We start from the raw sequence: 13,818 nt of genomic DNA, 5'->3' as shown, positions 1-13,818 counted from the left end.
TATAATAAAAAGGATTTAAATTTTAAATAATAAAACTATGAGATAAATAAATTTAAATCAAGCACATCAATTAATGATCAACTAACTATAAGGGCAATAAAACATGACAACTGAAAACAACGAAAAACTTTCTTTATTAGATGATGTGGCATTGAAAGCACAAATGCTCATGGCAAACTTCAAAGAGGGCGCTAATGATGGCTATGACCATTCTGTCACCAGTGCCGGTAAAAAGGGCTTAAAATCAGGCAAAGTGTCTGAACTCACCGCCATCGCTCCCTTAACCAAAGATGGGGCAGCTCGTATCAAGCGAATTTTAGAAATCACCAAAGGCAATCTTGCAGGGGCGACCAATGTAGGCACCTTGCATGATTTGCGGTTGGTGTTTTTAGACAATGACACCAAGCTACTGTTTTGTACCGCCTATGATGGCGATTGGGATGCTTACATTAATGACTTTGCTACCAAAATTCCAGAACTCATGGACTTAATTTTTGGCAATGTAGAAGGTTGGCCTGGGATTAAGAGCCCGACGGTTAAGCAATTCATCCTTGACCATCAGATTACCGCTACCGGTTGGTATGTGGGTGTACCGCATCTGACGGTTCGTGATATTGCGCGTAATGACAAAATCGTGCGTGGCATCAATAAAGCCATTGAACAAGCCCAATAAGCTGACTTAGAACTTGTATTCACCATATCACGTTTATCAGCGTACTATTATAAGGGTACTATTCTAAGCGTACTCTGAACGGGCAAGCTTTAGGTTAAAATTTCGATACAAAAGCCATTTGTTGCGTGATTTTTACCATAAGCGATATTTAGCGTGGTGTATGTGAACAGGTTCTTAGTATCAAATTTTTGAAATTCCCTGCTAGGAACGACCATGAATAACGACAACCCAGCGAATGAAAGCCTACTTGGCAAATTAAAAACCCATCTACAAGATGGTATCGAGCATGGCATAGAGGCCGTTAAAGACAAATTTGAACACAGCGATACACCCACTGAAAAAGGCAGTGTCAAAGAACGGGTACACGAAGCCAAACAAAAAATCAGCACGCAGCTGCACAGCGTCATGACACGTGCAACGAACGCTATCTATCCCAATATCGCCACGATGGAGCTTGAGGATATTCAAGCTATTATTTTGCATGACCGCCCTGCGCCTTACTACGGCACGCTTGTCGCGCTAAAAGTCAATGACAGCAACGCGGGTCGTGAATTACTAAAAGCGGTATTACCAAACGTCACAGGCTCAAAAAATTTCCAAAAAGATATGGATGCCAATTTGACCATTGTGATGACGTATAAGGGGCTAAAAGCTTTAGGCTTACCGCAAAGCTCGCTTGATTCTTTCCCAGAAAATTTCAAAGCAGGTATGGCAGGCCGCTCCGATATCTTGGGTGACAAAGGCGATAATGACCCTAGTAACTGGCTTGCGCCATTTGGTGATAAAGGCGATATTCATATTTGTGGCGCGGTAATTGCCGATAGCCAAGAAAAATGGCAAGCCAAACTTGACGAACTTAAACAGGCGTTTGCCCCTTATCTAGATACCAGCCGTAACGCGATCGAAATCTTAGTGGAACATGATTTTGGCGTAGATGGTGACGTCAAAAACGTGTTTGGTTATCGCGATGGCATCAGTAACCCAGAAGTTGATGGCAGTGGTATCACCCTTGAAAATAACACCGAACGTCCGATTGCGGCGGGTGAATTTGTGTTAGGTTATAAAGGTGAAGCGGGCGTGGTACCTCCCATGCCACAGCCTGAAGTATTGGGAAAAAACGGTTCGTTTATGGTACTGCGAAAATACCGCAGTAATGTCGCTGACTTTCACCGCTATTGCCTTGAACAAAGCGACAATGACCCAGCTAAAGCCGATAAATTGGGGGCAAAAATGTTTGGTCGCTGGCGTTCGGGTGCCCCCATCACCCTAAGCCCAGACCATGATGATGAAGCCCTCGGCAAAGACAATGTAGCAAACAATAAATTTGACTACACGGACGATCCCTATGGCAAAGGCTGCCCGTTTGGTGCCCATGCTCGCCGTATGAACCCCCGCAATACCAAAGATTTTATTCTAAGCGATGTGCGTCTTCACCGTATCATCCGCCGTAGTGTATCGTATGGCGATATCGTGCCGCCCAACGTGACCCAAGACGATGGTCAAGAGCGGGGGTTATTTTTTATCGGTATCAACGCCCATGCCATGGACACGCTTGAGTTTTTGCAAAGCCAATGGATTAATGACGGCAACTTTATGAACCTTGGGGAAGAACGTGACCCAATGCTAGGCGTACACGCAGGTAGTGACGCTGATAGCGATGTGTTCACCGTACCCGATGAGCCAATTCGTAAGCGTCATACCAATATTTTGCAATTTAATACCCTACAAGGCGGTGAATATCTTTTTGTACCAAGCTTGTCGGCACTCAAATGGATTAGTGAGCTGAACGAAAATTCATATTAGAGTAAATCTAAATAAAAAAAGGTTAGGTGGGTTTAGTAAACCTAACCTGATAAAAATAACAAAGGACAATCATCATGTTAAATAAATTATTCGGTCGTCGTTATGCCAAGTTTGACCCAGCCATCGACCAGCTTACTAGCGACGATGAAAAAGCCATCGACCAAATCACCGCAGATATTCGTGACTATATCGGCAAATCAGACACGGTTAGCAAAATCAATTATCACACCCGAGATGCCCACGCTAAAGGCTACTGTGCATTAAAAGCCAACTTTGAGATTTTACCAAAACTGCCCAAAGAATATGCCCAAGGTATCTATGCCAAACCCGCTCGTCATGAAGCAGTGATTCGTTTTTCTAACGGCTCATCTCGTGTGGCTGCCGACAACAAGTTGGGGCTTTCTCAAGGGTTGGCGATTAAAGTCTTTGGTGTCAAAGGCGACAAATTACTGCCAGATGAGCCAGATAGCCCAAACTTTGACTACAATCTGATTAATTTTCCTATTTTCTTTTGTAATACTATCCAAGACTATAGTTATATTTCACGGCTATTTTTACAATTAAATGATTATTTTGCCAAAGGCGCGAAAGGGCAAGCCAAATTTGCCTTTGACTGGATTACCCAATATGGCAAAAAACTGCCATCCAAAGAATCCCTCAAGACTTTTAGGGCTTTTAGTAAGTTTAAAACCATCAAACCGCAAAATACCTTGTTATACAGTTTTTACTCACAAGGGGCGGTGCGTCATGGCGACTATATGGCGAAAATCCGTGTCGCCCCGACCAAAGCGTCACAAGCCAAAATCAAACGCCGAGATCTCGATGTCAGTGCCACCAGCGAGGCGATTCGTCCTCTGATTTTACAAGAAATCCGTCAGCACGATTATGAGTTTGATGTGCAAATCCAGCTGTGCCGTAACTTAAAAGACCAACCCATTAATGACTTGACCAAAGAATGGGATGAAAAAGACGCCCCGTTTGTGACAGTGGCAAAACTGACCATCCCTTGCCAAGATGTGCTGGATGACGGTAATTTTGACATTATGGAACACTTGTCATTTACCCCGTTTCGCTGTATTGAAGCCAACCGTCCGATTGGTAATTTGCAACATGCGCGACTGCGTGCCTATCAGACCGCCTCGACCACTCGCCATCGTTTAAATCATAAAAAACGTGCCGAGCCAATCAATCTAAAACAGGCATTTGATAAAGATTTTTATAACCTTTAAATTTGGCAAAAAACCAGTAGCGGGGCGGTTATGGGGGCATTGTTTGGGGTAAAATTTCACCCATTGGGTAAAAAACTACATCGCCTTTAATCATTCAAAAACCGTTAGCCTGTGACTGGGCTAACGGTTTTTTACCTTTTTACGCCATTAAACTTATTTCATTAAACTTAAGCTATTAAACATAGTGATTAGCAAATACGATAATACCAAAAATAAAGTTGCGTATTTGCCAATCAATCTAGGAGTATTGTATGTCAGAGTCGAATCCTCTTGTTAATTTTACCCATATCACAGTCGCAGGCAGTGGTGTTTTGGGCTATCAAATCGCCGTACAAGCGGCGTTTCATGGTTTTAAAGTCGTTGTGTATGATATCAATGACGAGGTGCTCAATAAAGCCAAAACCAAATTTGCCAATATCGCCAAACGTCATCAGGATGATTTAAGTGAAACAAGCGAACAAGCCAAATACGCTGAGCAAAACTTGCGTTATAGCTCAGACTTAAGCGCCGCCTTAAAAGACGCCGATTTGTTGATTGAAGCGGTGCCCGAAGATGTCGCCATCAAAAAAGATTTTTATAGCAAAGCCTCAGCAGCCGCACCCGAGAAAACCGTATTTGTCAGTAACTCATCTACCATGTTGCCCAGTGATTTGGTCAAATTTACCGACCGTCCTGCTAAGTTTTTAATGATGCACTTTGCCAATGAGATTTGGAAGCGCAATCTTGCCGAAATTATGTCGCATGCCGATACTGACCCTAATGTATTTGATGCGGTGACTGCGTTTGCCAAACAAATCGGTATGTTGCCTATTATCGTCAACAAAGAAACCTCGGGCTATGTACTAAATTCACTACTCAATCCTTGGTTAAATGCAGGGATGCAGCTGTATATCCAAGGTATTGCTGACATTCAAACCATCGACAAAACTTGGATGCTTGGCACAGGCTCGCCGATGGGACCATTTGCTTTTTATGATATGCTGGGGCTGACTACCCCTTACAATATTTACAAGCTTGCTGTAGCTAAGGGCAAACAACAGGACCAAGCGGTCGTCGATATGCTTAAAAAAGAGTATATCGAGCAACATAAACTGGGTGTGCCAACGGGCGAAGGATTTTATCAATACCCCAATCCCGCCTTTAAAAATCCTGACTTTTTAAAACCACCTAAAGCGGATTTATCCAAAGTACCCTATAAAAATATTACCGTGGCAGGTAGTGGCGTATTGGGCAACCAAATTGCGGTGCAATGTGCGTTTCATGGGTTTAACGTGACTATTTATGACATTAACGATGACGCGATTGCTAAGGCGAAAGCTCGCTTTACCGACCTTGCCAATCAGCATCAGCATGACCTAGGTGAAACCGATGCCCAAGTGACAGCAGCTAGCAAAAATTTGGCTTACACCACGGACTTGCATGAGGCGTTAAAAGATGCAGACCTATTGATTGAAGCGGTGCCAGAAAGCTTAGACATCAAAAAAGATTTTTATAGCAAAGCCTCAGCCGCCGCCCCTGCCAAAACCGTGTTTGCCAGTAACTCATCGACGCTATTGCCAAGCGTGTTATCGACCTTTACTAACCGTCCAGAAAAATTCTTGATGCTGCATTTTGCCAATCACATCCATATCCGTAATACGGTGGAGTTGATGGCGGCAGCAAGCTGCGACCCACAAGTCTATGCTGACGTCATCGAATTTGCCAAAGCCATTGCCATGTTACCGATAGCGGTAAAAAAAGAACAATCGGGCTATGTGCTTGATAGCTTATTGATTCCGTTATTGGTAGCGGGGTTAAAACTGTGGGCAAACGGCGTTGCCGATGCCGCAACCATTGATAAAACGTGGATGATAGCCACGGGTTCACCCTTTGGACCGATGGCGATTTTGGATAAAAATGGCATGAAAACCAACTACAACATCTTTAATGAACTGGCAAAAATGGACCCCTCTTTGCAGCAGCCCGCTGAAAAGCTCAAAGCAGAACTGGTCGATACTAACAAACTGGGTGAAGCCACGGGTGAGGGGTTCTATCAATATCCTAACCCAGCTTATTTAGCGAAAGATTTTTTAAGCCTATCTGACTAAATTGCGTTTGGTAGAGGAGAATAAACAAGGGTTAATTTGCTAACTTGACGTATCTACCGTTGCCACTACCGACATGCCTGGCATCAATTCATTCAGACGACTTTGGTTGCCATCGATGTCAATGCGTACAGAAATGCGCTGTACCACTTTGGTAAAATTCCCGGTGGCATTGTCGGTTTTAATGACACTAAATTCTGACCCTGTTGCGGGGGAGATGCTTTTGACTACCCCCGTAAATTTTTGTTTGCCTAGGGCATCCACAGTAAACCACGCTTTTTGCCCGATTTTCATTTTATCAATTTGGGTTTCTTTAAAATTGGCAATGACCCACATCGATTTTGGGATGAGGTAAACCAACTGTGTGCCTTGCGTCACCAGCTGACCGGTACGGATATTGATTTGCCCTAATTTACCTGAGGTCGGGGCGGTGATTAAGCCATACTCTTGGTTGGTATTGGCTTGATTTAGCTGTGCATTGGCGCTTTTAATCTGTGCCACCAAACCAATCTTTGCTACTTCTGCGGTCTTTTGACCTTCGCGGGCGACATCGACACTGGCTATTGCTTGGCTCATCAGTGCTTCATTGTTTTTAACCGCCGCTTTGGCAGTATCGACTTCATTTTGTGACACGGCGCCAACGCCGACCAAGGATTCTAGTCGTTTTAGCTGTTGGATAGACAATTCTAGCTGGGTTTTAACTTGTGCTACTTTTGCCTGCGCGGCTTTGACATCGGCTTTGCGCTGCTCGATGATTTGTTGCTGGTTGGCTAAATTAGTCGTCGCTTGTTCCAACCCTGATTCGGCTTGTACCACTTGCTGTGAGTAGTTAGCACTGCTGACTTTAACTAACGGCTGACCTTGTTTGACGTCCTCAAAATCGGTGACGTAGACTTTTTCGATATAACCATTAATTTGTGCCGACAATAGGGTGATATTGCCTTTGACATAACTGTTTTCGGTTTGTTGCAGTGGCGTATTAAACGGACCCAAATGCCATGCCCATAAAATCACCGCAACACCGAGCAAAAAAACCACCAACATGATAATTAAGGTAAGCGGTCTAGGGTTAATAATCTTTTCAGGCGCCTGTGTGGGTTTATTATCACTGTCATCAGCTGGCGCATCATTCTGGTTTTTTGCTTCACTACTCATGAGTTGGGTTTTCCGTAAGCATTTTATTTAGCATTAAATTTTATTGATCATTCAATTTATCATTAAACTGTTATCTAAAAAAAACAGTTATCTAAAAACAATTATCTAATTGGGTCGCCTTGTTAGACCCTCTAGCGTATCCAGTCTATGTTTGCTTAATTGCTACTTTTTGCCGATTTTCAATGTATTTTTTGCGGGCGATATTAATCATACCCCAAGCAAATAAAAACGTGGCAATGTAACTGTTCACAGTAATGATATCGCCATACGCTTTAATCTGCGCTTCTCGCGTGACAATTTGGTTGAGGGATTGTTGGGCTTGTTGCTGCGACAAATTGCTGTCGGTGATGACGGGTTTAAACCCTGCTTGGTATTGTTGAAGGCGCTGGGTTACCGTGGCATCTGTCGATTGCATTTGCTGTAAAATACTTTGTTTATGATACTGGGTGCGCTGCTGTTGCAGGGTGCTATAAAAAGCCGAGCCTACCAACCCACCAAAGTTTTGGGTCGCCCCAAACAATATGATAAAGGTGATGACATGATTGACGCTTTGTCGCAGCGTCAGCCCAAATCCCATCAATACCAATGGACCCATAAACAGTGAGCCTGCAAACGCGACTGCAAATTGACTGAGATAAAAATTTTGGGGTCGTACGTCACTGGTGAGCATATTGGCATCATACACACCGGCAACCGCTACGAGCAAAGTCGCCACCACCATTGGCGGAATCAAACGATCCCGTGAAAAGGTCAGTGCGCTGACTATCAAACCTGCCAACATACCAAAAAATATGACCGTATAAAAACCCACAAACTGGTCGGACGTTAGACCTTGGGATTTTAAAAAATTCACCACCGCGTAACTTTGCTCAGACATAATCAAACGCAATAAAAAAGCACCGACCACAAAACGCCATAACGCAAAACTCCCCAGCCAGCGGGTCATAATCAAAGGATTTTTGCGGTAATGCTCAAAGAAAAAGCCTGACATCAACAGCGCCAACGCGCCAATGAGCATATACGCCAATAAGGGTGAGTTTTCCCACCACAAAATCGACCCTTGTACCAACACCCCACACAGTAACCCAAAACCGGGCGCCAATAACAAAAAGGTGAGAATGTCTTTCTTTTCATACACTTCAATACGTAAACTTCGTGGCAACTTGACGGCGACCACCATCGCAAAACAACACAGCGCCAAACCAAACTCAAAGGTATAAAGCCGAGTCCAGTCGTTCACATTGACCAAATAAGGGGACATTATCCAAGCCAACGGAATCGCCAGCGCACTGACCCCAAAGCCAATATACAAACCTTGCAGGCGATACTGACTACTAAAGGCTTGCATCACATAATAAAGCCCGAGTGAGGATAACGGCGCCGCGACAAAGCCTCCCATCGCCCTGACCAGTAAAGCCATCGGGTAGTTTTGCACAAATATATGAATAAACATCACTAGCATAAACATCAGCAGCGATATTTCAGAAAACCAGCGTAACCCAAATTGTTGACGCGCTTTAAACAGTAGCAGGTTGGCGCTGACATTTGCCATCACATACACAGCAGGTATCCAAACCACTTGTGAGGGTGTCAGCGCATATTCGCCTTGGATTTGCGGTAAATTGGCGGTAATAATGCCATTGCCCAAGCCACCACAAATTGCAATAAAAACGCCGATGACAAAGTACACAATGCTTTTTGATCGAGAGTGAGCAATACTCGGCGGGGAACCGGGTAACGCGGGTTTTTCATCCTCGGTCCAATTGGGTGGCGTTTCTAAGATTCTAGGTGATTTCAAAGGGTAGCTCGATTTTGATACTGTTAAGACAAGAGAGGTTGGCTATAGTGTAATCAAAAATAGGCTTAGCGTCAGCGACAAAATAGTTCTATAAATGTGACATGATACATGTAAAATGGACTAGCGCTATGCTAGTCATCATTACCCAACTCTTCGTTATCCAACCAATCATTATTCCACAGGTCATTAAAACCCATCAGACAAGCTATGGTCAAATCCATCCAGTAAATATACCCAATCGATTAAGGGCGAACATCTTCAAACAAAAAAAATCAATTTTTTTGCTGCATAGATGTTTTTTAGTTGCCAAAATACGCTAGGCTATCTATTCATTCATTACTGATTTATCACTGCTATGAACCCGCTTTATCAAACCGATTTGCCGACACTGGGGCGCAATACTGACATTGACCACCATGCTGATTTACAAGTGTTGCAGCGTATCAAACGATTTTTATTGCCCCGTGATTTTGAGGTGTCAAAGGATTTATTGCAACAGATGCAGCAGGGGTACGGTATCGCAGATCAGCCTGTCGATACGCTGTTATCCAGCGGTATCAAATTTGCCAAACCTCTGCAGCAATTGATTTTGCATGAGCAAGGGATAGCGCAAACGAGTAACGTATCGGCAGCCAAAGCGTTATTGCAACAGCCAGCGTTTGAGACGCTTTATCAGCAGTTTTGCCAATATCCAAGTTGGTATGATGCCAAGCTTGCCGAGATTGGTGCAATTGCCTATCGGCGCTATCCGTTGATGCTGATTTGGTTACTGCGTAATGTCGCGCTAATGGCAGGGTATAGTATCCCTGCGCTGTCATTGCCACTCATCAAAACAGGGGCGTTAGTGCATGATGCATTGCCAAGGCTCATGCGAACCTATGCATATATTTTGGCAGTGTCTGAGTATCCAGCGATTAGCCGCAACCAGCAACCACCATTGGCAATTGGCACAGAAGGCTGGCGACAAAGTCTGCAAGTGCGTCAGACACACGGTCTGGTACGACAACACTTATGCAGTCATGATTGGGACAGTGACTACTGGGGGGTACCCATTAACCAAACCGATATGGTGGCAACCCACTTGCAGTTTTCGCTACTCATTATGCGCGGACTAAAATTACTGGGGGCAAGAATCAGCGCCGAAGAATCCCAAGGCATCATGCACTTATGGCAACTGGCAAGTTGGTGGATGGGGATTGAGCTGGGGCGCATTCCTGAAGATGAAACCGAGGCGTGGGCATGGCTTTATAGCTATTTGGCAACCCAGCAATTAGATTTTGAATTTGGTAAACCGCTCGCCAAAGCGCTGCATGATTTACCCTCGCAAATTATGGGTGAGGATAACAAACGTGGACAGCTGGTTGAGCGGGTCAATGCCAGTGTCACACGGACTTTAGTGGGTGATGATATTGGTGATGGCTTGGGACTGCCTAGCCCAAAATGGCGCTATGGTGTGCTTGTCAGTGTGCCGATTCTGTTTGGGCTTGATACCGCACGAGCGCACAATGCGGCTATTGCCAAAAGATTGGAGCAATTTCGCGCCAAACGCCAAGATAATATGAACTGGTGGCTCAAAAAGCACGACAACTATTATCAATGAGCTAGCACGTACCAATGAGCTAGCTCATATGATGTTACCAATTTACAAGAGTGACAGTAACGGTTATCTAGGCAAGATTATCAATACAAGCTTCTCTAAGCATTGCAAGCACTAGGCTTTTAATATCACCTTCATCATGTTCCAAAAGGTCTTGCCATACGGTGGTTGAAGCAAATGCGCGAAGTTAAGGTGACTTTGTTTAAAAACCGCTTTTGGATGAGAGAAGGTGTCAAAGCTATATTTGCCGTGGTAACGCCCCATCCCTGATGCCCCGACACCGCCAAACGGCAGATTTTGCTGGGCGATGTGAAAAATCGTTTCGTTGATACACGCGCCGCCACTCACCGTATGCGCAAGTACGTAGTCGGTGTCGGCTTTGTCCTCGCCAAACACATACAGCGCAAGTGGGCGGTCACGCTCATTCACATACGCCACTGCCTGCGTCAAGTCTTGGTAGGACACCAATGGCAATACGGGGGCAAAAATCTCCTCTGTCAGCAACTTAGCATCGCTTGGTAAATCGGTGACAATCATCGGTGGGAAAAATCCAGTCTCGATATTCACTTCATAATCGGTCAGTGGAATGAGGGTGGCACCGCGCTGTTTGGCTTCATCGAGATAACCTTGCACGCGGCTGGCTTGTTTGGGGTTGATGACAAAAGTATAGTCGGGGTTGTCTGCAAGATTGGGGTAGTGGGCGTCAAGCCATGCGGTTGATTGTTCGATAAAGGCGTTTTTCTTATCCCCCTGCATCAACACATAATCAGGCGCAATACAGGTTTGTCCTGCGTTCATGGTTTTGCCTGTCCATACGCGGTTGACAGTCTTTGCCACATCAGCGCTTGGCGTCACCACGACAGGGGATTTGCCGCCCAGCTCAAGGGTGACAGGGGTCAAATTCTGTGCCGCAGCTTTCATGATATGTTTGCCCACTGCGGTAGAGCCGGTAAAAAATAAATGGTCAAACGGTAATTGGCTAAAGGCTTGTGCGACTTCGACACCCCCTGTAATCAAGGTCACTTCGTCTGCGGCAAAATACTTGGGTAACGCATTAGCCAGCCACCGCTCAAAGTTCGGCGATGCTTCTGAGACTTTGAGCATCGCACGATTGCCTGCCACCAATGCGGCAGCCAGTGGCGCAATCACCAAATACAACGGATAATTCCAAGGTGCGATAATGCCTACGAGTCCTAACGGCTGCGGCTGGATATAGCTGCGAGCGGGCAAAAACCAAATCCCAGTTTTGACGGGCTGTTTGGCAGACCAAGCCTTGCCGTGCTTTTGTGTATAACGAATGGCTTCAAGCGTTGGGAATAGTTCAAGCATGGTGGTTTCAGCCGCTGGGCGTTGTCCAAAGTCGGCATGAATAGCGGTGATAATCTCGCTTTGGTTGTCCATCACCAGCTGTTCTAATTTTTTTAGCCGCGCACTACGAATTGACCAATCGACATATTGGTCTTGGCGGCTAGCCGTCCGCATGATGTCGAACTGCTGCTGCATGGCATTGATAGTTGCATCCGAATTAGTTGCATCTGAGTTGTCTTGAGGTGTCATGTATTATCCCAATCATTTAGTTAAATTTTAACTCAACATAGCAGTTAAGCCGGTATCTTGCTAGCATCTTTTTGAACCAGCGTCACGTTTTGCCTCGTGGTATCCGCAGCATGCGGTAACTGGGTTGCTTTGTGCGGAATATGGCTCATGGCATGCTCTGTCAACGCCGTTATGGTGAGACTTGGGTTAACGCCCAAGTTGGTCGAGATATTGCCGCCATCACAGACATAAAACCCTTGATAATTAAACAATCGGTGGTACTTATCGACCACGCCATCTGATGCGGAGTTGCCTAGCGAAATCCCACCCATACAATGCGCGGTGGTTGGGATGTTCAAAAATACTTCCGACAACACGCCATAACCGATTCCTCCCATTTGGGTTGCCATCTGCTCGGCAAACGCGCTCGCTTCTGGGATAAAGGCGGGGATCGCAGGCCCATAGGTTTGCATCTGGTAGCGACTACCCAACCAAGCCCGCCACCACGGGCTTTTTTGATAGCGCATTTCAAGCGCATACGGCGTGCTTTGCATACATAGCAAAATAAGGCTTTGTTTTGCCATATTATGCGGTCGAAATGCACGCCACGCCTGACGGGGCTTGACGATAAACTGCGTTATAAAACACCATAACCAAGCCAGTAGCGGTATTTTTTTGCCGTTTTTATAATTGCTTAACGTCGCCAAAAAGGACGCAATATTAAAACCTTCAGGATAACGCGTCGCCTCAATATGTGTGCCATCACCCAAATAAATCCCAGAGCCGATAGCCACGCCATCGCTCATGGCGCCATGTTGCTCATCCAAAAATCGCACGCCTAGCAAAGATTCAGCATTGGTATAGATACGCTTGCCAAGATAAGGGGAAATATGGGGCATATTGCCTTTATGGCGCTGCTCAAACAGCAGTTTTTGGCTACCGAGGCTAGAGGCTGACAGCACAATTTGTTGGGTGGTGATTTGATACTCCCCTTTATCCGCTGATTGCAGCGTCACCCGATAGCCTTGCGAGCCGTTTTGATAGGCAAGGTCGCTTGGCGATTTGCTATCATCTGCTATCGGTACTATATCCGTGACTTTGGTTTCAGCGAGCAAGGTAGCGCCATTTTTTTGGGCAAAATACAGGTAGTTTTTATCTAGGGTGTTTTTGGCGCCATAACGGCAGCCCACCATACAGCCACCACAGCCTATACAGGGACTGCGCTTAGGACCTGCGCCGCCAAAATACGGGTCACCATTGACAGAAGGGTGAGCATACTTGTCATGTTCACTAAAGTAGGCGCCCACATCGGTGAGATAAAAACTATCACCCACGCCACTCAGGTTCGCCATTTTTTGTAGCATCAAATCTGCATTGCCGACTTTTTTATTTTGGCTCACGCCTAGCATGCGTTTGGCGGTCTCATAATGCTGTGGCATCACCGCTTGCCAATCGTGAAGCCCTGCCCAGCTACCTTGTTGCCAGATTTTGTCTTCTGGTTGTAATAAGGTATTGGCATAAGTGATTGAGCCACCACCCACCGCATTACCATGCAACACCATGACATGCTTAAATAGCTGAAGCGAAAAAAAACCTTTGTACTTGAGCGCAGGCAACCACAAAAACTGCTTGATATCGCGCACGGTTTTGGGCATGGTCTCGGGAGAAATATGCTTGCCTTGCTCCGCGATAATCACGCGATAGCCTTTTTCGGTCAGTCGCATCGCTGAGACGCTACCGCCAAAGCCTGAGCCTATGACCAAAAAATCCGTATCAAATGATTGACCTTCCATGTATCGCTTTCCTTATTTTCCTTAATAGTTGTCCTTAATAGTTATCTTGAATAGTTGTCCTTATAGCTGACCCGCCGCGGGCTACTTTGCAGTGGCTTTTTGGCTATATCTGTTTTTGTATAACAGGGGTTTACCGCTAAACAGTTCAAC

The 13,818-nt window shown here is 45.4% G+C and carries 9 protein-coding genes; 5 read left to right on the top strand and 4 right to left on the bottom strand.

Annotated features, from left to right (window positions below; genetic code table 11):
• Nucleotides 1-103: 103 nt before the first annotated feature.
• The 4 genes from H9W84_RS09180 (at nucleotide 104) to H9W84_RS09165 (ending at nucleotide 5,792) form a co-directional block, all read left to right on the top strand.
• Nucleotides 104-673, top strand: a complete 570-nt coding sequence (locus H9W84_RS09180) for a hypothetical protein (RefSeq protein WP_239743171.1) — start codon at nucleotides 104-106, stop codon at nucleotides 671-673.
• A 213-nt stretch (nucleotides 674-886) separates the two neighbouring features.
• Complete coding sequence (locus H9W84_RS09175) at nucleotides 887-2,476, top strand: Dyp-type peroxidase (RefSeq protein WP_239743169.1); 1,590 nt, start codon at nucleotides 887-889, stop codon at nucleotides 2,474-2,476.
• Between the two features lie 74 nt (nucleotides 2,477-2,550).
• Nucleotides 2,551-3,705, top strand: a complete 1,155-nt coding sequence (locus H9W84_RS09170; protein WP_239743167.1) for a catalase family protein — start codon at nucleotides 2,551-2,553, stop codon at nucleotides 3,703-3,705.
• A 251-nt stretch (nucleotides 3,706-3,956) separates the two neighbouring features.
• Nucleotides 3,957-5,792, top strand: coding sequence for a 3-hydroxyacyl-CoA dehydrogenase (locus H9W84_RS09165; protein ID WP_239743165.1), 1,836 nt, complete (start codon nucleotides 3,957-3,959; stop codon nucleotides 5,790-5,792).
• 39 nt (nucleotides 5,793-5,831) lie between these two features.
• Here the strand turns inward: H9W84_RS09165 and H9W84_RS09160 are convergent, their stop codons facing one another.
• A complete protein-coding gene (locus H9W84_RS09160; RefSeq protein ID WP_239743163.1) occupies nucleotides 5,832-6,944 on the bottom strand; it encodes an HlyD family secretion protein in 1,113 nt (370 codons plus the stop codon).
• Between the two features lie 145 nt (nucleotides 6,945-7,089).
• Complete coding sequence (locus tag H9W84_RS09155) at nucleotides 7,090-8,742, bottom strand: MFS transporter (RefSeq protein ID WP_239743162.1); 1,653 nt, start codon at nucleotides 8,740-8,742, stop codon at nucleotides 7,090-7,092.
• A gap of 355 nt (nucleotides 8,743-9,097) precedes the next feature.
• Here H9W84_RS09155 and H9W84_RS09150 point away from each other — a divergent pair, with 355 nt between their 5' ends.
• Nucleotides 9,098-10,342 (top strand): oxygenase MpaB family protein, encoded by a 1,245-nt coding sequence (locus H9W84_RS09150; RefSeq protein ID WP_239743160.1) that lies wholly within the window; start codon nucleotides 9,098-9,100, stop codon nucleotides 10,340-10,342.
• 111 nt (nucleotides 10,343-10,453) lie between these two features.
• On the opposite strand, the gene H9W84_RS09145 is transcribed toward H9W84_RS09150, so the two are convergent.
• Nucleotides 10,454-11,896, bottom strand: a complete 1,443-nt coding sequence (locus H9W84_RS09145) for a coniferyl aldehyde dehydrogenase (protein WP_239743158.1) — start codon at nucleotides 11,894-11,896, stop codon at nucleotides 10,454-10,456.
• Between the two features lie 44 nt (nucleotides 11,897-11,940).
• Complete coding sequence (locus tag H9W84_RS09140; protein WP_239743155.1) at nucleotides 11,941-13,668, bottom strand: GMC oxidoreductase; 1,728 nt, start codon at nucleotides 13,666-13,668, stop codon at nucleotides 11,941-11,943.
• Nucleotides 13,669-13,818 lie beyond the last annotated feature (150 nt).

The organism is Moraxella tetraodonis (assembly GCF_022359095.1).
GTDB classification, from domain to species: Bacteria; Pseudomonadota; Gammaproteobacteria; order Pseudomonadales; family Moraxellaceae; genus Faucicola; species Faucicola tetraodonis.
Note: the sequence above shows the minus strand (reverse complement) of the source record. Positions and strands in the feature narration are given on the sequence as shown.

Coding starts and splice junctions, on each gene's coding strand:
- H9W84_RS09180 (WP_239743171.1), top strand. CDS start 104: ATGACAACTGAAAACAACGAAAAACTTTCTTTATTAGATGATGTGGCA.
- H9W84_RS09175 (WP_239743169.1), top strand. CDS start 887: ATGAATAACGACAACCCAGCGAATGAAAGCCTACTTGGCAAATTAAAA.
- H9W84_RS09170 (WP_239743167.1), top strand. CDS start 2,551: ATGTTAAATAAATTATTCGGTCGTCGTTATGCCAAGTTTGACCCAGCC.
- H9W84_RS09165 (WP_239743165.1), top strand. CDS start 3,957: ATGTCAGAGTCGAATCCTCTTGTTAATTTTACCCATATCACAGTCGCA.
- H9W84_RS09160 (WP_239743163.1), bottom strand. CDS start 6,944: ATGAGTAGTGAAGCAAAAAACCAGAATGATGCGCCAGCTGATGACAGT.
- H9W84_RS09150 (WP_239743160.1), top strand. CDS start 9,098: ATGAACCCGCTTTATCAAACCGATTTGCCGACACTGGGGCGCAATACT.
- H9W84_RS09145 (WP_239743158.1), bottom strand. CDS start 11,896: ATGACACCTCAAGACAACTCAGATGCAACTAATTCGGATGCAACTATC.
- H9W84_RS09140 (WP_239743155.1), bottom strand. CDS start 13,668: ATGGAAGGTCAATCATTTGATACGGATTTTTTGGTCATAGGCTCAGGC.